This window comes from Polymorphospora sp. A560 (genome assembly GCF_045781765.1).
Taxonomy (GTDB): Bacteria; Actinomycetota; Actinomycetes; order Mycobacteriales; family Micromonosporaceae; genus Polymorphospora; species Polymorphospora lycopeni.
This window is the reverse complement of record NZ_CP122282.1, coordinates 7,855,640-7,876,450: the sequence shown is the minus strand read 5'-3', so window position 1 is coordinate 7,876,450 and position 20,811 is coordinate 7,855,640. Positions and strand designations below refer to the sequence as shown.

Here is a 20,811-nt window from a genome sequence, read left to right as displayed (position 1 = left end):
CCCATGCCGCTGCCAGGCAAACGGACGCCGCAGGCTCCAGCCGCGCCGCCCCGAGGACAGTCTGCTTCACTCTGAAGTCAGCACGACCGTTCAAACCCGACTTGGCTCATTTAGTTGCAGTTCTCCGTGGCCGAAGGAGAAGTTCTCCTTCGGGACGGGCACCAGCGCGATGAACACGTCATCAGCGCTGATCCGCAACGCGTCAGTCACGTTCCGGCAGATAGCCTTCGCAAGTGCCCGCTTGTCCGACAGGGGACGCTCGGCCGTGAAAAGCACCGAGATGATCACGGCATCCGCGGTGCGCTGCATGCCCATGTACGTGGCGTCCAGGAAGATCTCGTCGGGTTCGTGAGACGTGATCGTCACGAACTGATCCTCGACGGGGATACCGAGTGCATCGGTCAGCGCTTGAGGTAGGGCACCAGCAAGGGCGCGCTTCTGCTCCGAGTCGAAGCGACCCTTCGGAAGGTGTACCTGAAACACGGGCATGATCGACTCCCTCGATGACTTGTGACGTGGAGGTGTCTCACCCTAGCCGGCTGGGTTGCGTCAACCAATCCAGCCCGGGTGGGGTCAAGGCACGTTCAGACAAGGAGCCGACGTATGGCTCACCACCTTCGGCCGCCGGCACCGGGCTGCGGGTCTCCGAGTACTCCCTGGGCACCGAACGGGACGAAGCCAAGGCGATCTTTGAACCGCCCCGGATTTTGTAGAGGCTTTGATGCTCCCGGGTTCGGTGGAGTCGGGTTGGTTGACTCGTCAGGTTTCTCACTCGGTGCGGAGAGACGTGCCGAGGGGATACCCAGCCGAGTCTCGTCGTAAGGCCTCGATCTACTCAAGGCCGGCCGGCCGGCGGTCGGTCGCGGAGCTGGTCCGAGACTTGGAGATCAGTGAACAGACGATCTACAACTGGCATCGCCAGGAGCTGATCGACACCGGCCAGATGCCCGGTGTCAGCTCCGCTGACCAGGCGAAGCTGGTCGCTGCCCGGCGGCGTATCGCCGAGCTGGAGACCGAGCTGGCCGTGCATCGACGGGCGGCTGGGCTGCCATCAAGCGGATGGCTGCTGATGGACTGCCGGTCGAAGTGTGTTGCCGCGTGGTGGAGGGTCCACCTCCGGGTACTTCGCGTGGCGTAACCGGCCGCCATCGGTACGGGCGCTGCGTCACGCGTGGCTGATCAATCGGATCCGTGCGGTGCACCTCGCGTCCCAAAGGACGTATGGTTTCCGCCGGGTGCATGTCGAACTGCGGCTGGACCGTGGCCTGGTTGTCGGCTATCGCGCGGTGGAGATGATGATGCGTCGCGCCGGCATCCGTGGGCTGCCCGGTAGTCGCCGGCCCAGGCGAAGATGCAGACACCGATCGCGCGACCTGGTCAACCGCGACTTTGCCCGCTCGTTGCTCAACCAGTGGGTTACGGACGTCGAGCGCCACGAGGCGCTGACGAACGGTGCGATGGTGAAAGGGCATCGCTGTCATTCCGTCGCAGCGGGGTGACGAAGCTGAGGGCCACCTGATGCCCGAGGCGGGGTGAGGGCGGAAGCGGCCCTGACAACGACGAGGGGGACCGGCACTGCCAGACGGTCCGGGCGCGGCAAGTGAGACGGAAAGGTGTACTTGGACGCCGACCTGCAGAGCTCTGCCCGTCCACGGCTGGAGGTTCGAGGCGCGACGGACCCAGGCCCGCTTCTTCAGCCTGGTGACGACGTTGCCTAGACGGGCCGGTGTGCTGGCGGTGTAACCGGCCAGCACGCTCATCCGCAGCGCGGGCTCAGGCGTCATGGACAACGCGGGCAGCACCATGTATTCGAGGGATGGCGGAGGCGGCGGGCACGAACTCCGCGTTCGCCTGGTCAACGAGCGTCCCTTCCTCGTCGACTAGCGTCACGCGGACCCGGCGCCGGGTGTCCCGCGTGACGGGCAGTACGCGTAGCTGTTCGGTGGATGCGAGGTGCTCGTCGCCCCACTGTTGCAATGCGATGAAGACGAGCTTCAGCTGCTCGCCGGCCGGGGTGAGCGTGTAGGCGTGGCGCGTGCGCTGGCCGGGTTCCTGGTACGGGATCTTCTCCATGATTCCGTGTTCGACGAGGCTGTTCAGTCGCGCCGTCAGCACGTCGGTGGCGATGCCGAGATTGTCGCGGAACTCCGCGAACGTCCGGCGCCCCAGGAGCGCCTCGCGCAGCAGCAGGAAGCTCCAGGGGTCACTGAGCACTCCGAGGCTCCGGGTGATCGCGCACGAGCTGTCCATTGCGTCGGCGAGGGTCTTCGACCTGCGGGGCATGGGGGAAGCTTACCTCTGGCTTGCTACTGCCAACTCAGATGGTTAACTTGGGTAAGCAGATTCAGGCTGGTCCCCGGGAGTTCTTCATGCGCTACACCACGTTCGGCCGTCGCACGGGACTGCGCGTATCGCAGTACGCGCTGGGCACCGGAAACTTCGGCACGGGATGGGGCGCCGGTGCCGAACGCGACGAGGCGAAGGCGATCTACGAGCGATTCGTAGAGGCCGGAGGCAACTTCATCGACACGGCCGACACCTACCAGGCAGGTCAGTCGGAGCAGCTCCTGGGCGAGTTCATCCAGGCAGACCGCGATGACCTGGTGCTCGCCACGAAGTTCACGGTCGGTGCCCGCCCGGGCCTCGGTATCTCGCGCACCGGCAACAGCCGTAAGAACCTCCGCACCTCGGTCGAGGCGAGCCTGCAGCGCCTGGACACCGACTACATCGACGTGCTTTGGGTGCACTTCCCGGACGCGCTGACCCCTGTCGAGGAGCTGCTGCGTGGCCTGGACGATCTCGCCTCCCAGGGCAAGATCCTGTACGCGGCGCTGTCGAACTTCCCCGCCTGGCGGGTCTCCCGGGCGGTGACCCTGGCGGACCTCTCAGGATGGACGCCGGTCGCGGGCATCCAGATTGAGTACAGCCTCGTTGAGCGCTCCGCCGACCGGGAACTGCTGCCGGCGGCCGAGGCGCTCGGCCTGGGAGTCACCCTGTGGTCGCCGCTGGGCGGCGGGCTGCTGACCGGGAAATACCGGCAGAGCGATCAGGGACGCCTGAGCGACCTGAAGTTCCTCGTCCACACCGAGTCGACCGAGCAGAAAGCGGCCGTCGTCGACACGGTCCTCGCGATCGCCGACGAGGTCGGACGCCCACCGGCGCAGGTGGCGACCGCCTGGGTGAACGAGCGCTCGCGGCGTCTGGCGACCTCGGCGGTCCCGAGCATCGGGCCGCGGAGCCAGGCCCAGCTCAACGACTATCTCGCAGCGCTCGACATCGAGCTCACCACCGAGCAGTACGACCGTCTGACCCAGGTCAGCGCCATCGCACTGGGCACCCCGCACGAGGCGAACGCACGCCAGCTCGACGGCGTGCAGGGGGGCATCTCGGCGCTCATCGACGGCCCTGTCGTCCCGGTCGCGTGAGCGCCGGCCTGGTGGGCGTCGTCGTGGACGACGCGCTCGTGACGACGCGCAACCGACCGTGCTGACTGTAGATGCCGGGCGGCCTGGCGGTCCGGACTCCTGGCGGAGGCTGGGCAGGCGGGGAGCGTTCTGGGCCTCCGCATCCGTGCTGGCGCTGGCACTGTGGTCGAGCGGGGCACCGAGCGTGCTCTATCCGATCTATGCGGAGCAGTGGGCGCTCAGCCCGGCGGTCGTCACCGCGGTGTTCGCCACGTACCAGCTCGCGCTCGTCGTCGTCCTGCCCCTCCTTGGCAGTCTGTCCGACCAGATCGGTCGACGCCTCGTGATGATCTGGGGCGTCGCCCTGATCGCCGCGTCCGCCGTGATCTTCGCCCTCGCCCCGAACGTCACCTTCCTGTTCGTGGGACGGGTGCTCCAAGGGGCCGGCACCGGGCTCGCGATAGGTGCCGCCAGTGCATCCCTCGTGCAGAACAACATTTCCGGCAACCCGAGATTCGCGAACTCCCTCGCGACGATCGCGACCTCCACAGGGTTGACGCTCGCGCTCGTCTTGAGCGGAGCGTTCGCCCAGTTCGCCCCCTTGCCGTTGTTCTGGAGCTACATTGTCCTGCTCGTGCTCGCCGTCGCCGCGGTGGCAGCCCTCGCGGCCACGCCCGACGACCGCCCCGCCGACGCTCGGCGATGGCGACCTCAGGCGCTGCGACTCGCCCCGGGCCTGCGCCGCACCTTCACGATCGCGACGCTCTCCGTCTGTCTCGCCTACAGCGTGGGCGCGCTGTTCCTCTCCCTCGGCGCGTACATGATCCGGCAGTTCACCCAGACCGACGACACGCTCGTCATCGGCGCGTTACTCGGATGCTCATCGGCGACGATCGGCGTCACCGCGCTACTCCTGACACGGGTTCCGGCGCATACCTGCGTGTGGGTCGGCGTGTCCCTGACGGTCGTCAGTCTGGCGCTCATGGCGGCCGTCGCCACGTCGGGCTCGATCGTGTTGTTCTTGGCGTGGTGCCTGGTCGGCGGGGTCGCGTACTCCTTCGCCTTCACCGGTGGGCTCGGCCTGATCAACCGCGCCGCGGCCGAACACCACCGCGGGGCCGCCCTGTCCCTGCTCTACCTGTTCGCGTACCTCCTCCAGGCCGCCACCGCGATCGGCGCCGGAGCGCTCGCGACCGCAAACGGCCTGGACGTGGCGGTGAGCATCGCCGCAGCGATTCTCACCGGCCTCTGCGTCGCCGTCCTGGCACTCATGGCCTACGACGCCAGGACGACACGCTCCGACTCCCCCGAGCACCGAAGCCGCGTCCCGGCAGGTCGAACTGCGCCCCCTTGAGCGCCGAGTACCCGCAGTCGCACCTGTGCTTCTGCGACGATGTCCATGGGGGCCCGAACGCCGACGACAGCTACCGCTACCTGCCCGAGGTGTCGGGTACTCGAGCGGCTCCGTCCGCGACACGATCGAGGGATGACCGACGACGCCTCGGCCTCTTCATCCATGCTCTCGGCCCGAAGCGCGCCGACCTTGTTCGGGCTGTCGATGGGCGGCCCGGTCGCTCATGCGATCGCCGGGCCTGATCGAGCGGTTCGTCCTTGCGGCGTCCGGGCCGGCCGGGGACAGGACTGACCGAGATGACCATCCACCCCCCGCGGCCCGCGCCGCGACTGTCAGCGCGGGAGAACCGCTTCAGAGAAGAGGAGACCGGTGATGAAGGCGTTCGTCATCGACCGCTACACCGAGCCGCTGCATGCGGCCGACGTGCCCGAGCCGGTTCTGGGGGATCGGGACGTGCTGGTGGAGGTGAGGGCCGCCAGCATCAACCAGCTCGATGAGAAGATCCGACTCGGCGAGTTCAAGCAGATCCTGCCCTACAAGCTCCCGCTGATTCTCGGCAACGACCTCGCGGGCGTGGTGGGCGCCGTCGGCTCCCAGGTGCGCGCCTTCGCGCCCGGCGACGAGGTCTACGCCCGGCCCGGCAAGGACCGGATCGGCACCTTCGCCGAGCGCATCGCGGTCGCCGAGGCCGACCTCGCCCTCAAACCCGCCTCGGTGACGATGACAGAGGCGGCCGCGCTGCCCCTGGTCGCGTTGACCGCGTGGCAGGCGCTCGTGGAGCGCGGCAACGTGCAGCCCGGGCAGAAGGTCCTCATCCACGCCGGGGCCGGCGGTGTCGGGTCGATCGCGATCCAGCTCGCCAAGCACCTCGGCGCGACCGTGGCGACCACCATCAGCGGCTCCAACTCGGGCTGGGTCCGCGAACTGGGCGCTGACGTCACGATCGACTACCGCACGGAGGACTTCGCCGAGAAGTTGCACGACTACGACCTCGTGCTCGACAGCCTCGGCGGGGAGAACCTGGCGAAATCGCTGCGCGTCCTGCGCCCAGGCGGCAAGGCGATCGGCATATCCGGGCCGCCAGACCCGGCCTTCGCCCGAGAGATCGGCCTGAACCCGCTGCTCCGCCTCGCGATCGCCGGTATCAGCCTCGGCATCCGCCGCCAGGCCCGCAAGCGCGGGGTGAACTACGAATTCCTGTTCATGCGAGCCAGCGGCGACCAACTCGCCGAAATCTCGACCCTCGTCGACGCCGGTGCTCTGCGCCCCGTCGTCGGTCGGATCCTCCCGTTCGACGAAACCCCCGAGGCCCTCTCAGCGCTCGCCAAGGGCGTGCCCCGCGGCAAGGTCGTCGTTACCCGCGACTGACCGCAACCGTCCCCACCACCGCACACAAGGACACCCACCATGAGCACCCAGAAACAGCCCGACGATGCCGTGATCACGGCCTACAAGAACGCGCCGGCACGCACCATCACCGCCGGCGGCGTCACCTACGCCTACCGCGAGTTGGGGCCGAAGGGTGGGATCCCCGTGATCTTCCTCGTCCACCTCGCCGCGACCCTGGACAACTGGGATCCCCGCATCGTCGACCCGATCGCGAAAAGCCACCACGTCATCGCGTTCGACAACCAGGGCGTCGGCGCCTCCACCGGCGAGGTCCCCGACACCATCGAGGCGATGGCTGACGACGCCGTGACCTTCATCAAAGCGCTCGGCTTCGACAAGGTCGACATCTTCTCCTTCTCCCTCGGGGGCATGATCGCCCAGGCCCTCGTGGTCAAGTACCCCGAACTCGTCCGGAAGCTCGTCCTCACGGGCACCGGCCCGAAGGGCGGCAAGAACATCGACAAGGTCGCCCGCACGACCTACCTCGACATGTTGCGGGCGAAACTGACCCGGTCGGACCCGAAAGAGTTCCTGTTCTTCAACCGCAACGCCACAGGCAAGCCCGCCGCCCGCGCGTTCGTCAACCGACTCAACGAACGCACCGTCGACCGCGACGCCCCGATCAGCGTGAAGGCATTCCGAACGCAGCTCAAGGCGATCAAAAAATGGGGGCGCTCGACCCCAGCCGACCTGTCAAAGATCACCCAGCCCACCCTGATCGCCAACGGCGACAACGACCGGATGGTGCCCTCGATCCTCTCCGAGGACCTGCACCACCGCATCGCCGGATCCGAACTGATCATCTACCCCGACTCCGGCCACGGCGGCATCTTCCAGTTCCACGACAAGTTCGCCCCCGCCGCCGTCGACTTCCTCGCACGCTGACCCCGCCACCGATCTGCTCGATGAACGCCGGCTGCTGCTGCGCGGTGACCGCGTAGCCGTCGAGTACGACACCGTCGCAGGCCGTCGCATCCGCCAGAAGATCCACGCAGGCCAGCCCGGTGCCGACACCCATCGTCACCTGTATCCGCACCGGGCGCTGCAGGTCAAGACACGGACGTACGTGACGAGGAAAGAAACAGGGGAGTTGGCGGAGCGGGGCTGGATCACCGTGACCGACCCGACCGACGGCACCGTCCGGCACGACCGCATCGAGACGGTCGAGTTCACCAGACGCGGTGACCTGGCCGCGGACGGCGTCTTCGCGACCCCGCACCCTGACGCGATCCGGCTGGGGGATCTCGACGCGGGCAAGGTGCGGCACGAGCTGCCGAGTCCGCCGCTGATCCACCGGCTGTGGTGGTTTCCGGACGGTCGGTCCCTGCTCGCTCCCACCTTCAGGCGGCCTGCACGAGGTTCCCGGCCCGCTCCCGGTCGCGGATGGCCGGTTGCCGTAGCCGATGGGCCGGCCCGGCGCAGGGAAGCGCCGACGGTCAGCTGGGTGCGAGCGGAAGGTTGAGTGACCTCAGTCCGTCGACCGGCTGGAAGCCGAGCCTGGTGTAGAGATTCAGCGCGGCGGCCGTCGCCGCCTTGTCGGCCGGGTCCATCGTGGGCGGTCTAGGCCATGCTCGCGCCCCACCACGGCCGACGACCGCCCGGGTGCGGGTACGGCACCGACGTCACCTCGACCTGTTGCCCGGCATCGTCGCTCGACCGGTAACGGCTATCTCGCCTGCTCCTGGTCATCGGCGTCGCAGGGCCGGTAGAGGACGCTGATGCGGTGCCGGGCGTAGCGCACCTGGTGCTCGTAGCGCAGCGCGGTCACGTCTACGTCCGGGTGGGTCGCGACCCATCGGGCGACGGCATCGAGCACGCTGGCAGCGCTGTCGGCGTCGAACCGCCGGGTAAGGGTCGGGATCGGGTGCGCGGGTGGAGACGATCCATCGGCCACCCTCTCTACAGTAGACCTGGTTGTGCTGGTCCGGGGGCGTTTGTGGTGGTGATGCCGGCGGCATCACCGCCGTCGGACACATCCCCGCGACGACTGACGGCCGCTGCGATCGGGGGAGCGGTTCGCGCTGCTGTCCGGCCCCGCCGTGGAGACTTCTCGCCGGGCTGTCAGCGCTCCGCTTCTCGTATGGTGTCAGCGGGCGCGGTTGCGTTACCGGATCGGTGGGTGTGTTGAACCGGTGTCGGGTCTGCGGTCAGATCGCTTCGGCGAGTTCGGCGAACGCCGCGGCGATCCGTCGTGGGGCGGGCCGTCGAGTCCGAGTTCGTAGTGTCCGCGGCGGAGTTCTGGACGAAGGCGTGTCCGGCGATGATCGCCTGCGCATTGCGGTCGTTGCGGAGCCCGCGCATCGGTCTCAGTCGCTGTTTGGGCTGGCTGTGGTCGGCTTCGATCGGATTGTTCGTGTACCGCTCGACGTGGTGCCACGCGGACGGGACCAGTTCGTTGAGCACACCGGGGTAGGCGGGGGCGGTGTCGGTGACCACCTCGACCGGTGTCACCTTCACCGTCGACAGCACCCGGTGGAAGAACCGGCGGGCCGTGGCGGCGTCCCGACGTGTCGACGCGAGCACGTCGATGATCTGGCCGTACTGGTCGACAGCCCTGTGCGCGTGCCGCCAGACTCCATTGACCTTCACTACGTCTCGTCTACGAACCACCGGTCACCTGGTGAGTGCCGGCGGAAGCGGGCGGTGTCGACCAACAGCGGGGTGAACCGCTGCACCCACCGGAACACGGTGACGTGATCGACATCGACCCCGCGCTCGACCAGCAGTTCCTCGATATCGCGATAGGACAGGTTGAACCGCAGGTACCAGCACGGCTAGGACGATCACCTCCGCCGGGAACCGGAACCCGGCGATCGCCGTCCTCGCACACGGCCTCGAATCAGATCGGATCGATGGCCTCGCTGCTCAAGTCTGCCTCGATCTTGCCGATACCAACGCAACGGACCCCGGCGGCACGCACGCAGCGGCACCGGTCGGCGCGGCGTGTGGCGGCAGCGAAACGGGGGTGCTGTCCGTCAGTACGTCATGGGCATCACCTTCGCCGAGCCTGCCGCCGTACGGTAAGCGGTTTTCGCCGGTACGGTCGCCGGGTATGGCTGGGGGGGCGATCCGGGTGCCGATGCCGTCGGGAAGCTGGCCGGGAATTGGGTGGCGCGCACCGGCGTCGACGGTGTTGGCTGGCAGCCGCCTCGGCCGGGATGGCCCACGCACGGTAAGGAGCTCCCATGATCGTCGTCTCCGCCGCCTCCGGTGCGCTCGGCCGGCTCGTCGTCGAACGGCTGCTGACCCGGCTGCCCGCCGATCAGGTCGTCGCCGCCGTACGCGCCCCTGATCGGGCCGCCGGCCTGGCCGCGCTCGGCGTCGACGTACGGCACGGCGACTACGACGACCCGGCGAGCCTGCGCTCGGCGTTCGCCGGCGCACGGCGGCTGCTGCTCATCTCCTCGCCGGAACTGGCTCCAGACCGTCGGATCCGGCAGCATCTGGCTGCCGTCGAGGCTGCCGGCGCCAGCGGGGTACGGGCCGTCGCCTACACCAGCTTCCTGGGCGCCGACCGCGACGGCGGGGGCATGAACGCCGCCCACCACGCCACCGAACGGGCGATCGTCAACAGTGGACTCGACTACGTGATCCTGCGGCACCCGTTCTACACCGAGGCGTTCGTCGACGCCGGGCTGCGGGCGGCGGCCGAGTCGGGCATCCTGGTCAGCGGCACCGGCGGACGGGGCCTCAACACCGCGCTGCGGACGGATCTAGCCGAGGCGGCGGTGAACGTGCTGACCGACGACGACCACCTGGGCCGGGGCTACGACCTGACCGGACCGCTGTGGACCTATCCGCAGCTCGCCCGGGAACTCGGCGACGTCACCGGTACAAAGGTCGAATACCACGAGGACGCCGGCGCGATCACCGGGCCGATGGCCTTCCTCCAGGGCCTGGCCCTGGCCGGGGCACTGGAACGGCAGACCGACGACCTGCGCCGGGTGCTGGGCCGGCCGCCGACGAGCCTGCGCCGGGCCGTGGAACACGTACTCCGTCAGGAATGAGCCGCTGCGGTGATCACGTCACGGCCGTCGCCGCGCCGGTGCCGCGGCACTCGACTGCGGGACCTGGTCCGGGTCGCCGGTAGCCGCTGGTCAGTGGAGGAATCGTTCCAGACCGCGAAGAACGAGGTCGGTCTGGACCAGTACCAGGTCCGACGCTACGACGCCTGGTACGCCCATATCACCCTGGCCATGGCCGCTGCCGCGTTCCTCGTCGTCACCCGCGCCGCCGAAGACGCAAAGGGGGCGCCACCGCAGACGCGGGCAGCCTGATCCCGTTGAGCAGCAACGAGATCCGCCGTCTGTTCGCCCACCTCGTCCTGACCGTCGGCGGCCGAGCCGACCACATCCTGCACTGGTCCAGGTTCCGCCGCCTGCGCCAGGAACAAGCCCGAGCCGCCCACTACCGCAAACGACTCGAACCGCCATAAGTCACGACCCGCCGTTGCAGTACTAGTACCAACGCCGTTCAGTTAGGCGGATTAGTGGTTTGTCAAGGCGTGTCGGGGGATGTGAAGCAGCGGAGCTCCGGTAGAGAGGGTTGTCACTCCAAGACACCCCGAAACCAGGAGCTCCGCTGTCCGGACAGATTGCCATAACGCGTACGACGATGGTGGCGGCGGGCCGGTTCGCGCCGGGCCATCTAGGTGAGTTGACCCAGCTGGTGCCGTTCGAGATGGTCGATGACGCGCTGCGACGTACCGGCGCGGTGCAGTCGCGGGTGCGGTTGCTGCCGGCGAGGGTGGTGGTCTACCTGCTGCTGGCCGGCTGCCTGTTCGCCGAGTTGGGCTACGGGCAGGTCTGGCATCGGCTGACCGCCGGGCTGCATGGCCTGGTCGTTGCTGTGCCGACGGCCAGCGCGTTGCGTCAGGCCCGGCAACGTCTCGGGGCGGCGCCGATGCGGGCGTTGTTCGACCTGCTGCGTGGCCCGGCCGCGACGACCGCGACCGCAGCGGTGTCCTGGCGCGGGCTGTTGGTCTGCGCCGTGGACGGCACGCTGATGAGCGTGGCCGACAGCGCCGCTAACCTGCGCAGCTTCGTCAAGCACCGCTGCAACCACGGCGCGGGCGGTTACCCCACCATCCGATTCCTGGCCCTGGTGGCCTGCGGAACCCGCAGCGTCATCGACGCGGTCTTTGGCCCGGCCAGTACTGGAGAGACCGGGTACGCGGCACGGTTAGCGGGCAGTCTACGACCGGGCATGCTGCTGCTGGCCGACCGCAACTTCGCCGCTGCGAACCTGCTGACCCACCTCGCCGGCAGCGGCGCGGACCTGCTGGTGCGATGCAAAAGCGGCCGACGACTGCCGGTCAGATCCCGCCACCGCGACGGCACCTACCTGTCCCAACTCGGCAGTCTCGCCGTCCGTGTCATCGAGGCCGAGATCGGCATCGTCACCAGCGCCGGCCGGTGCACCGGCACCTACCGCCTGGTCACCACCCTGCTCGACCCGCACCGCTATCCGGCCGGCGAGCTGATCACCCTCTACCACCAGCGCTGGGAGATCGAGAGCGTCTACCTGGAACTGAAGTCCACCATCCTGGGCGGGCGGGTGCTACGCGCCCGCACCCCGGCCGGAATCAACCAGGAGATCTACGCCCTGCTGGTCACCTACCAGGTGCTCCGCACCGCGATGACCGACGCCACCGACACCATCCCCGGCCTGGCCCCCGACCGGGCCAGCTTCACCATCGCCCTGCAAACCGCCCGTGACCAGGTCATCCAAGCCGCCAACGTCATCGCCGACACGGTCATCGACCTCGTCGGCACGATCGGCCGGCGGGTCCTGGCCACGCTGATGCCCGACCGGCGCGTCCGGACCAAACCCCGGACCGTCAAACGCGCCATCTCCAAGTACAACGCCCGCGGCCCGGACATCGACCGCACCACCTACAAAGGGACCATCGAGATCAACATCCTCGACACCGGACCTTGACAACCGATCAACCCGCCTAACTGAACGGCATTGGTACTAGTACGACAGCCGTGGTTTGCCGAAGGAGTGTCTCCGCTGGTAGTGGCTGTTCTTGGCCCGGTATTGGTGCCGGCGGCGCCATCGTGACCATCGATCGATGAAGTCGCGGCAGCGCTGCGCGGTGATCAGGTGTGCCAGCAGACGACGGGTCTCTGCGAGGGTGATGGGGATGAGTCCGTCGTGGCAGTGGGGTCTTTTCCCACTGCCGCGGTGGTGACCGCGAGGAAGGCGTGAGCGAGCATGGCCAGGGTGATGTGGCGGTACCAGGCGTCGTAGCGGCGGACCTGGTATTCGTCGAGACCGACTTGCCCCTTGGCGGTTTGGAAGCATTCCTCGACGGCCCAGCGGCTGCCCGCGATCTTGATCAGGTGTTCGTCGGTGGTGTCGGCTGGGCCGTAGCAGAGGTAGTAGGCCAGCTCGGCCGGATCGCTGATGCTGCGTCGCACGAGTAGCCAACGGTGGTAGCCGTGCTCTGCGGTGCCGGTGTCCGGCAGGGTCGCGGCGGCCCAGTCGTAGAGGCGTTCGCCCTTGGCGCCGGGTCCGCAGCTGCGTCGTTTCCAAGCCGGCTCGGGTGCGGCCGCAGCCAGGGCGTCAGCGCGTGCGCTGCCAGTCTCTGTCGGGATCTTCTGCCGGCAGGCGACGGCCACGACATAGCCGATACGGCGCTGTTGCAGTGCGATGCGGAACTTCGAGTCGCTGCCGTAGGCTTCGTCGGCGGTGACCCACTTGGCTGGCATCCGCGCGTCCAGTGCTCGCTCGATCATCCGCAACGCCAGCTGCGGTTTGGTCGCGAACCGCACTGCGGTGCCGATACCGGCCTCGGTGCGTCGCTCGGCGTCGTTACACCATTTGGTCGGCAGATACAGCTCGCGGTCGATCAACGTGCGCCCTGCGGCGCTGGCATAGGCGAGGAACACGCCGAGCTGGCAGTTCTCGACGCGTCCGGCGGTGCCGGAGTACTGCCGCTGTACGCCGGCGGACTTGACGCCCTTCTTGAGGAAGCCGGTCTCGTCGACGATGAGCACACCGTCTACGTCGCCGAGCTGCTCGGCGACGTAGCCCCGCAGATCATCACGCACACCGTCGGTGTCCCACACCGAGCGGTTGAGTAGTGCTTGCATGCCGTCCGGGCTGACGTCACCGGCGGCCTCGGCCAAGGTCCAACTGTTCTTGCCCCGCGAGAGGTGACAGCAGGCCCAGCACGTACGAGCGGGCACGACGGCGCGGCTCCACCCGGCCGAACCGGCCTGCCACCCGGGACATCAAGTCGTCGAGACCGACAGACCATCCCTCAAGATCGCTCATGGTCACGGAGCAGGAAGTCTACACAGGACACTTGATCGGCCGTCACGGACGCCGCTGGCACACCTGATCACCGCGCAGCGCTGCCGCGACTTCATCGATCGATGGTCACGATGGCGCCGCCGGCACCAATACCGGGCCAAGAACAGCCACTACCAGCGAAGACACTCCTTCGGCAAACCACGGCTGTCGTACTAGACCGACCTCGCACACGGCCACGAATCAGATCGGATCGATGACCTCACTACTCAAGTCTGCCTCGATCTTGCCGATACCCGACGCAACGGACCCTGCCGGCGCCCTCGGTCAGGACGCGGTGCTTCGAGCCCGGGCGGGCGCGGTCGACCGGGCTCAGGCCATTCTTGGGCCGCGTCGGGCGGCCCCCGGCGACGATGTCACCGAGGTGGTACCACCCGCTTGGGCTGCTGCCCCTCTCTGATGTGCGGCACGGCCCGGGTGACCGCAGGCTGCCGGCTCCTCTGCCCCCGATCGGCAATCCGCCTGGTCGCCGGGTGGCATCAGTTGTGCGCCGGGTGTTGCCAGGTCACGTTGGTGGGGCGGGTGCCGGTGGTGACGTATTCGATGACGGCTTGGCGGGTTGTGGCGGTGTTCAGGCGGGCGAGGTTGGCGGGGATGTCGGTCAGCCCGGTGTCGGGGGATTCGTAGACGGTGATGGGGGTGTCGGGGGGCAGGGCGGCGGCGTGACTGCCGTCGGGTAGCCAGCGTAGGGCGGCGCGGTCGGCGTCGATATCTATGTCGATGCGTAGGGTGGGCTGGTCGGGTGGGCCGATGGTGATCCTCTGTCCGCAGCCTCCGTGCGGCATGATCGTTTCGATCTGTTCGTCGAAGCGGCGTCCGGCCTGCTCGGGGTCGGTGAGTTCGTAGGGGTGTCCGTGGTAGTCGCGTAGTTGTGGCGTCATCGGGTGATCCTTTCGCCGGTGCCGGTGTAGATACGGTGCCACCAGGTGTTGCCGCCGTCGCGGGTGACCCAGACTCGTAGTCGGCTTCCGGTGGGGAGGATGGCGGGCAGGATCTTGTCGCAGGTGTAGGGGTAGGTCTTGTCGCGGTCGTTGGTGCCGCAGACGGTGTTGTCGAGGGCGAGGTCGGATTCGGTGCGGCCGGTGCGGCGCATGTGTGCGGCGGCTTTGGACTCGGCGTGGTCGTAGAAGGTGACGGGTGGGCCTCGTAGCGGGTCGTGGTCGAGGTCGGCGGCCAGGGTGCGGTCGCCTCCGCCGGAGGTGACCGGGGTGCCGTCGAGTAGTCCTTGGGTGGGGCGGGTGCTGCCGGCCGGGCGTGACGTTAGGCGGCCGGCGGCGTTCCTTACCGTGTCGGGCAAGGTCGCGGGATCGGCCTGTGCCCAGGCGGGATCGGCCGGTTCGGGGATGGCCTGGTCCTGTACCGGGGAGGATGTCGGCGTTCCGGCAGGATCCCTGGCCTGGCCTGGGCCAGTCGATAGGGGGTCCCTGGAGGGGCCGCCACCGGTGTCACCGCTGATGGCGGCTGGGTGACCGGTGGCGCCGACCTGGCGTGCCCGCGTCAGCGCCGACTCGACACGTTGCCGTGCGGCGTGTCCGTGTGCCTTGGCTACGGCGAGGGTCCGGCCCAACTGCTGTAGGCGTGACAGGGTCGGGCCGGGCTCACCGCCTCGCAGGGTCGCCGTGACGAGCCGGGTGGCCTGTTCGACCCTGGATGCCGCCTCCACGAGGTGGCCGTCGATGGCGGTGAGGGCCGCCGGCATGGGGGTGAGCGCGTTGGTGATGTCGTGAGGGGAAGGCTGGCCTGGTACGGCGGCAACCGACCGAAAGGCCTGCCCCAGCACGTCACCGGCCGCCGCCAGCCGTCCGTGAACATCTGCGACTACCTCGCGGATGGCCGTCAGCCTGACGACGATGCCGGTGAAGCCCGCCGCGGCGGCCGTGGTGCTGATCCGGGTCAGGGCGTCGTCGATCGCCGCCGTCTGGCTCCTTGCCCCGTCCACCGTGGCGGCCAGCGTTCGCAGGCCATCATCGATCTCGTCCGTCAGCGGGATCGCGCCACCTCCCTTATCGATGACCATGGCCGGGGCTGGCTCGGGCGCCTATACGCCGGGACCATTCCGGCGGCTGGCGGCATCGCTGTCCCTCCGGGCGAGGGCTCTCTCCCGGTACGGCTTCAGTCGCTGCGTGATCAGTTCCCAGCGAAACGGCCGGTCTGGGTTCGTTGGGCGGATGGCCTCGGTGGGAAGGAGGTCCACGCCGACGTCCATGAGAAACCGCAGGTTCCTGCCGAAGATCGGGTGGCCGGTGAGGGTGGGTTTCGCGTACGGGGCGGCGATGATCGGTAGCCGGCTGCCGAGGGCCTCGTTGAGTACGCCCAGGGCGAGCGTGTCGTTCACCCCTGCGCACCACTGGTTGATCGTGTTAAAGGTTGCCGGCACGACGGCGACCGTGTCCGCCGTCGGTAGCGACTTGGGTTCGTCGGGGCGTCGGGTGGCCGCGCGTACCGGGTTGCCGGTCAGCGTGGTGAGCCGGTCGGTGTCGATCCAGGTCATGGCTGTGGGTGTAGCGATCACCTGGACCTCCAGCCGTCGAGCTGGACCTGCTCTACCAGTTCGTGGATCTGCATGGCGGGTGGTGCGGCGCAGACCACGAGCATCAGCACGGGGGCGCGCTGGTCTGCTGTCATGCGGCTACGTCCGCTCGCTCGGCCAAGGCCGCAAGCCCGGGAGTGTCGCCGCGGCGGGCCCGTCTCAGCATTGCGGCGATCAGGTGGCGGGCGTCGGCGTTGTGACGGATGGCCTGGGGTGCGATGCGCTCGCCTTCCATGAGGTGTAGCAGCGCCTGCGGATCGCCGTTGGGTCGTTGGCTGTGTACGGCGGCGAGGTCGAGGTGTACCTGGGCGCGACGGCTGACCAGGGCGGGCGGGAGGCGGTTGGTGTCGATGCGGTTGCCGAGGTCGACGGCATCGTGGTGGTGGTCGGCGAGAGCAGCGGCTACCGACAAGTGGTGGAGGGCGACGTTGGTCGGGCCGAAGGCGGTCCACATCTCGTTGCGGTCGTCGCCGAGGTCGTTGACGACCTGCTCGGCCTCTTCGAGCCTCTGTTGAGCGTCGGTGCGTTGGCGGAGTCGGGCGGCCATGACGGCGGCGTGTAACAGGAGTGCGCCTCGTACCGAGAGGTAGCGCGGGTGGGCGTGCCGTGGGTGGACGGCGAGAGCCTCTGCCGCGATCAGTGCCACCTCCTGCGCGCCGCAGAGCGGGTTCAAGCAATTCCTTCGAATAGACGTGTCCGTAAACGGACAGCGGCTCCCCCAAGAATGCCCAGTTGACTGCTCTTCGAGCGGTGCGTGGGCCGACTCGAAGGTCCTTACTTCGACAGTCATAAAGCTACCTCTTGGTGGCGAGATTTATCTGTGCGACCTCTTCCCAGGTGTACGCGCTTTCTCGGCGTTCCATTAATACCAGGTCTACAGTCTCTACGGAAACGCTAACACGGGGCAACTCATTCACTGCCTCGGCGGCGGCAATCGCTCGAGCAGCGGAAACGTGCGTATTGCTGTAGGCAATCGTGAGGTGCGGATTGAAGCTGAGACTCTTCACGGGAGCGTCAGGTAGCACTGAAAGCGTGGCCTCTCGGAGTGCGTTCCTTAGTTGCCGTAGCGGCTCAACAGGATGCATGCTGAATCCGATAGCGCCTGGCGTTCCTCCTATTGATCCCACATGCAACTCGAATGCCGGCACCGCACGGCAGGTGTGCCTCGCGGTCGCTTCAATCTCGATCAGTTCCCTGTCGGCAACGTTGCCCTCGTAGGCGATCCGATCAATCGTGAGGTGCAAGGCGCGGTTTTCGACGAGATCATAGAAAGGGAAGTTGATGAGAGCCTGACCCGACTTGGGCCACGGTTGGCTGATTCGATGGCGGGTAGGGCTGTGAGCTGGGGTGTTGTGTCGGGAGGTACGCACTAAACGGGCCGGGTTCTATCGTGTCGGCTGTGGCGTACGTGCGGACGGTGAGGACGGCGTCCGGGGCGCGGGCGGTGCAGATCGTGCACTCGCAGCGGCGGGGGTCGCGGGATATCGAGCACATCGGGTCCGCTCACACCGATGCGGACCTGGAGTTGCTGAAGGCGGTGGCGCGGCAGCGGCTGGCCGCGGGGCAGGGCGAGTTGGATCTGCGTCTGCCGGGCGGTCCGGCCAACCAGGGCGAGGCGTTGCCGATCACCTCCTCCCGGATGGGGCACCTGCTGGACGCGCTCGGCCGTGGCTACGACGTGTTGGGGTTCGCGGCCGCGGCCGGCCGCGACGAGGTGTTCAAGGCCTTGGTGTTGGCCAGGATCATCGAGCCGACCAGCAAGCTGGACTCCCTACGGGTCCTGGCTGAGGCGGGTATGGACCCGCCGTCCTACCGGACGGTGAAGCGACGGCTGCGTATCTACAGCCGGCGCCGGACAGAACCCCGACGACACCGCCCGGGACGGCGACGGCGCCGCTGACCTGGAAACCGGGCAGGTCGATCCCGCTGGCGGGCGGTGGCGGGCCAGGCTGGCCCGTGCCTGCGCCGCGCACGTCGGCTTGGGGCCGGCGACGTTGCTGCTGTACGACGTCACGACGTTGTACTTCGAGACCGACGAGGGTGACGGGTTCCGCGAGCCCGGCTTCAGCAAGGAACGTCGCCTGGAGCCGCAGATCACCGTCGGCCTGTTGACTGACGGGTCGGGGTTCCCGCTGATGGTGCACGCGTTCGAGGGCAACCGGGCCGAGACCACCACCATGCTGCCCGTTCTACGGGCCTTCCTCGACGCGCACCGCCTGGCCGACGTCACCGTCGTGGCCGACGCCGGGATGGTGTCCGAGGCCAACAAACGCGCCATCGAGGCCGCGGGGCTGTCGTTCATCCTCGGCGCCCGCATCCCCGAGGTGCCCTACGTCGTCAAGGTATGGCGCGACGCCCACCCCGACGCCGAGATCCCCGACGGGCACGTGTTCGTCCAGCCGTGGCCGGCCGGCCGCGGCGACAACCGCCGCGACCACACGTTCTTCTATCAGTACAAGGCGGACAGGGCCCGCCGCACCCTGCGCGGGATCGACACCCAGATCGCCAAGGCCGAGAACGCCGTCGAGGGCCGGACCCCAGTCAAGCGGAACCGGTACGTACGCCTGACCGGCGCGACCAAGAGCGTCAACCGGACCCTGGAAGCGAAGAACCGGGCCCTGGCCGGGATCAAGGGCTACGTCACCAACCTCCCGAACCCCGACCCGCAGCAGGTCATCGCCGCCTACAGCCGGCTGCTACAGGTCGAGAAGAGCTTCCGGATGTCCAAGACCGACCTGGCCGCCCGACCCGTCTACCACCACACCCGCGAATCGATCGAAGCGCACCTGACCATCGTGTTCGCCGCCCTGGCCGTGTCCCGCTGGATCGAGAACACCACCGGCTGGACCATCAAACGCTTCGTCACCACCGCCCGCCGCTACCGCACCATCCAGATCCAGGCCGGAGAACACACCATCACCGCCGCCGACCCCCTCCCAAACGACCTCCAAACCGCACTCGACGCCATCCACGGCACGCACTAAATGGCCCAAGCCGGGTGGCCTCTCGGAGTGCGTTCCTTAGTTGCCGTAGCGGCTCAACAGGATGCATGCTGAATCCGATAGCGCCTGGCGTTCCTCCTATTGATCCCACATGCAACTCGAATGCCGGCACCGCACGGCAGGTGTGCCTCGCGGTCGCTTCAATCTCGATCAGTTCCCTGTCGGCAACGTTGCCCTCGTAGGCGATCCGATCAATCGTGAGGTGCAAGGCGCGGTTTTCGACGAGATCATAGAAAGGGAAGTTGATGAGAGCCTGACAGCGCGCAACGAAAGCCTGCAATTGAGGAGATCTGCGGAAAGTCAAATACCAGTAGTAGGAGCGAGGTCCCCGAGGTCGATCCCAGTGATTGGTCAGCATGAGAATTCGCTGAAACCGGCGGAACTCTTCAGTGTCGACCGGCCCGGTCTCGCGTTTACCCAACCCGGTAGCCCTTCACGTAGTGGGCAAGAGCCTCGCTGACCTGCTGAACCTGGCTTACATTGCCCCAGGCTTGAGTGGCTGCCTGTACGAACTCGGTTGCCCGCTGCTCGACGGAGACTACCGGCTTGTTGAACGAGATCTTAAGTGCTTCGATCGCGGCATCGCAGGCACGATCAAGATCGCCCTTCGAGACCGTGCAGGATTTGGCAATATCAAGCGCCACCAGTGATCGACTCCATGTGGATCCAGAGTCGATGATTTCCGGCAGTGCGAGACTGATGTACTCGTCAACCTTTTCCGGCATTCCTAGGGATACGTAAGCTGTCGCGGCGTTACTCGCAACCTGCGTCTCATTGTAGCAACCGAACGAGATGCTCGATGGAATACCCGAAGGAGGCTCGTTCCTTGCCAACAACCCGTAGGCATCACCGATGATGCGATGTACGCCTTCCACGTCGCCCAGTTTACCCAGCGATCGTGCTACACCGTTAACTGCGAGGCGGACGCTCTGCGGACCCGATCCTGCGATCGCTAGGCCGTCGACTGCAAAATCGAATGCGCTATTGTACCTCCGTGCGTAATACTCGCAGAAGCTCTGTAGGCCGCGGGCCCAGGCTTGCAGGTTTGCGTCATTGGCGGCACGCCCAAGCTGGAAAGCCTCCTCGCAGTAAGCGCGCGCAAGTACAAACCTACTGCGTCCCACAGTTATATAGCCGAGTAGCCCCGAAACTCCTGCGGCAACAGCGAACAATTGCCGTTGTTGCGCCTGATCTCCACATTCGCCAACTAGTTCATCGATCCACCTTCGTTGTCGAACCAGGCGATGAATTTGAGTCGAGGCAGCAGAACGCTCATACCCTTCTATGGCACCTCGTAAGCTATCCCTAAGATGGTCGATAACTTCGGGAGCTACAGTCCTTCTCAAGCGTTGGATGCGGCCAGCCACGTCAACGAGGTCCTCCTCATCGGACTCGCGGTCTAGCGGCAAGGGGACATCAGTGGTGTTTTCGGCCGCCGCCGCGCCTTCCGCTGCCGACCGCAAGGGGGGTGGGCCAATCGGCGACTGATCTAGTGTTTCTTGGCTGTCGCCGTTGGTGGGCAGTGTGAACCACAGTAGGTGGGGTGGGATGCGTAACGCTTTGGCCCACTCGATGAGTCGGTCGAGGTGGACGACTGGGCCTCCGGTCTCGATGCGGCTGAGTTGGGTCTGGGTGATGCCCATCCATGCCGCGACGAGGTTTTGGCTGACCGCCTGCCGCCCCTGTTGTGGATGGGTTCGCCAGGCGCGGATGATCTGGCCGAGGTGGCGGTTGCGGAGCGCGTCTCGCATCGCTGGCTCGTCCCAGAATTCCGCCGTCATGTGGGGTACGTGGAACGGCTCACCGCGTTTG

19 protein-coding genes and 4 pseudogenes are annotated in these 20,811 nt (G+C 67.3%); 11 read left to right on the top strand and 12 right to left on the bottom strand.

Annotated features, from left to right (window positions below):
* Nucleotides 1-90 precede the first annotated feature (90 nt).
* On the bottom strand, nt 91-489 hold the full coding sequence (locus QCD66_RS35410) for a tautomerase family protein (RefSeq protein ID WP_375735910.1): 399 nt from the start codon (nt 487-489) through the stop codon (nt 91-93).
* Between the two features lie 232 nt (nt 490-721).
* On the opposite strand from QCD66_RS35410, the gene QCD66_RS35405 reads away from it, so the two are divergent.
* Both QCD66_RS35405 and QCD66_RS35400 read left to right on the top strand, forming a co-directional pair.
* Entirely contained in the window at nt 722-1,138 is a 417-nt protein-coding gene (locus QCD66_RS35405; protein WP_375735909.1) for a transposase, read from the top strand.
* Entirely contained in the window at nt 1,089-1,499 is a 411-nt protein-coding gene (locus tag QCD66_RS35400; RefSeq protein ID WP_375735908.1) for an IS3 family transposase, read from the top strand. Before QCD66_RS35405 ends, QCD66_RS35400 begins: the two co-directional genes overlap by 50 nt.
* A gap of 274 nt (nt 1,500-1,773) precedes the next feature.
* Here the strand turns inward: QCD66_RS35400 and QCD66_RS35395 are convergent, their stop codons facing one another.
* Nucleotides 1,774-2,283: a winged helix-turn-helix transcriptional regulator gene (locus QCD66_RS35395; protein WP_375735907.1), complete on the bottom strand. Its 510-nt coding sequence runs from the start codon at nt 2,281-2,283 to the stop codon at nt 1,774-1,776.
* An 86-nt stretch (nt 2,284-2,369) separates the two neighbouring features.
* Here QCD66_RS35395 and QCD66_RS35390 point away from each other — a divergent pair, with 86 nt between their 5' ends.
* From QCD66_RS35390 to QCD66_RS35375, 4 genes are all read left to right on the top strand, one after another.
* Nucleotides 2,370-3,425, top strand: coding sequence for an aldo/keto reductase (locus tag QCD66_RS35390; protein WP_375735906.1), 1,056 nt, complete (start codon nt 2,370-2,372; stop codon nt 3,423-3,425).
* A gap of 58 nt (nt 3,426-3,483) precedes the next feature.
* Complete coding sequence (locus QCD66_RS35385; protein WP_375735905.1) at nt 3,484-4,758, top strand: MFS transporter; 1,275 nt, start codon at nt 3,484-3,486, stop codon at nt 4,756-4,758.
* Nucleotides 4,759-5,130: 372 nt separating this feature from the next.
* Nucleotides 5,131-6,126 (top strand): NADP-dependent oxidoreductase, encoded by a 996-nt coding sequence (locus tag QCD66_RS35380; RefSeq protein ID WP_375735904.1) that lies wholly within the window; start codon nt 5,131-5,133, stop codon nt 6,124-6,126.
* Between the two features lie 39 nt (nt 6,127-6,165).
* Nucleotides 6,166-7,032: an alpha/beta fold hydrolase gene (locus QCD66_RS35375; RefSeq protein ID WP_375735903.1), complete on the top strand. Its 867-nt coding sequence runs from the start codon at nt 6,166-6,168 to the stop codon at nt 7,030-7,032.
* A gap of 781 nt (nt 7,033-7,813) precedes the next feature.
* Here QCD66_RS35375 and QCD66_RS35370 read toward each other — a convergent pair.
* Both QCD66_RS35370 and QCD66_RS35365 read right to left on the bottom strand, forming a co-directional pair.
* Nucleotides 7,814-8,041 (bottom strand): hypothetical protein, encoded by a 228-nt coding sequence (locus QCD66_RS35370; protein WP_375735902.1) that lies wholly within the window; start codon nt 8,039-8,041, stop codon nt 7,814-7,816.
* Between the two features lie 253 nt (nt 8,042-8,294).
* Nucleotides 8,295-8,961, bottom strand: a pseudogene (locus QCD66_RS35365) (IS6 family transposase).
* A gap of 371 nt (nt 8,962-9,332) precedes the next feature.
* Here QCD66_RS35365 and QCD66_RS35360 point away from each other — a divergent pair.
* The 4 genes and pseudogenes from QCD66_RS35360 (at nt 9,333) to QCD66_RS35345 (ending at nt 12,087) form a co-directional block, all read left to right on the top strand.
* A complete protein-coding gene (locus tag QCD66_RS35360) occupies nt 9,333-10,154 on the top strand; it encodes an NAD(P)H-binding protein (RefSeq protein WP_375735901.1) in 822 nt (273 codons plus the stop codon).
* A gap of 45 nt (nt 10,155-10,199) precedes the next feature.
* Nucleotides 10,200-10,424 (top strand): annotated as a pseudogene (locus QCD66_RS35355) (IS701 family transposase); the annotation flags it as partial.
* Between the two features lie 5 nt (nt 10,425-10,429).
* Entirely contained in the window at nt 10,430-10,582 is a 153-nt protein-coding gene (locus QCD66_RS35350; RefSeq protein ID WP_375735900.1) for a hypothetical protein, read from the top strand.
* A gap of 179 nt (nt 10,583-10,761) precedes the next feature.
* Nucleotides 10,762-12,087 carry an IS4 family transposase gene (locus QCD66_RS35345; protein ID WP_375735899.1) on the top strand — a complete coding sequence of 442 codons (1,326 nt, stop codon included), beginning with the start codon at nt 10,762-10,764 and terminating at the stop codon, nt 12,085-12,087.
* A 36-nt stretch (nt 12,088-12,123) separates the two neighbouring features.
* On the opposite strand, the pseudogene QCD66_RS35340 reads toward QCD66_RS35345, so the two are convergent.
* From QCD66_RS35340 to QCD66_RS35315, 6 genes and pseudogenes are all read right to left on the bottom strand, one after another.
* Nucleotides 12,124-13,389 (bottom strand): annotated as a pseudogene (locus QCD66_RS35340) (IS701 family transposase).
* Between the two features lie 557 nt (nt 13,390-13,946).
* Nucleotides 13,947-14,348, bottom strand: coding sequence for an Imm1 family immunity protein (locus QCD66_RS35335; protein ID WP_375735898.1), 402 nt, complete (start codon nt 14,346-14,348; stop codon nt 13,947-13,949).
* Nucleotides 14,345-15,484: a DUF6244 family protein gene (locus QCD66_RS35330; protein ID WP_375735897.1), complete on the bottom strand. Its 1,140-nt coding sequence runs from the start codon at nt 15,482-15,484 to the stop codon at nt 14,345-14,347. Before QCD66_RS35330 ends, QCD66_RS35335 begins: the two co-directional genes overlap by 4 nt.
* A 21-nt stretch (nt 15,485-15,505) precedes the next feature.
* Entirely contained in the window at nt 15,506-15,958 is a 453-nt protein-coding gene (locus QCD66_RS35325) for a flavoprotein (protein ID WP_375735896.1), read from the bottom strand.
* 130 nt (nt 15,959-16,088) lie between these two features.
* On the bottom strand, nt 16,089-16,787 hold the full coding sequence (locus QCD66_RS35320) for a hypothetical protein (RefSeq protein ID WP_375735895.1): 699 nt from the start codon (nt 16,785-16,787) through the stop codon (nt 16,089-16,091).
* A 4-nt stretch (nt 16,788-16,791) separates the two neighbouring features.
* The gene (locus tag QCD66_RS35315) at nt 16,792-17,367 is read right to left on the bottom strand and encodes a 2'-5' RNA ligase family protein (protein WP_407566947.1); all 576 of its coding nucleotides are present in this window, start codon (nt 17,365-17,367) and stop codon (nt 16,792-16,794) included.
* A 74-nt stretch (nt 17,368-17,441) separates the two neighbouring features.
* Here QCD66_RS35315 and QCD66_RS35310 point away from each other — a divergent pair.
* Nucleotides 17,442-18,981, top strand: a pseudogene (locus tag QCD66_RS35310) (IS1634 family transposase).
* Here QCD66_RS35310 and QCD66_RS35305 read toward each other — a convergent pair.
* Both QCD66_RS35305 and QCD66_RS35300 read right to left on the bottom strand, forming a co-directional pair.
* A complete protein-coding gene (locus QCD66_RS35305) occupies nt 18,914-19,357 on the bottom strand; it encodes a 2'-5' RNA ligase family protein (protein WP_375735917.1) in 444 nt (147 codons plus the stop codon). The pseudogene QCD66_RS35310 and the gene QCD66_RS35305 overlap by 68 nt on opposite strands.
* A 55-nt stretch (nt 19,358-19,412) precedes the next feature.
* Entirely contained in the window at nt 19,413-20,780 is a 1,368-nt protein-coding gene (locus tag QCD66_RS35300) for a helix-turn-helix domain-containing protein (RefSeq protein ID WP_407566946.1), read from the bottom strand.
* Nucleotides 20,781-20,811 lie beyond the last annotated feature (31 nt).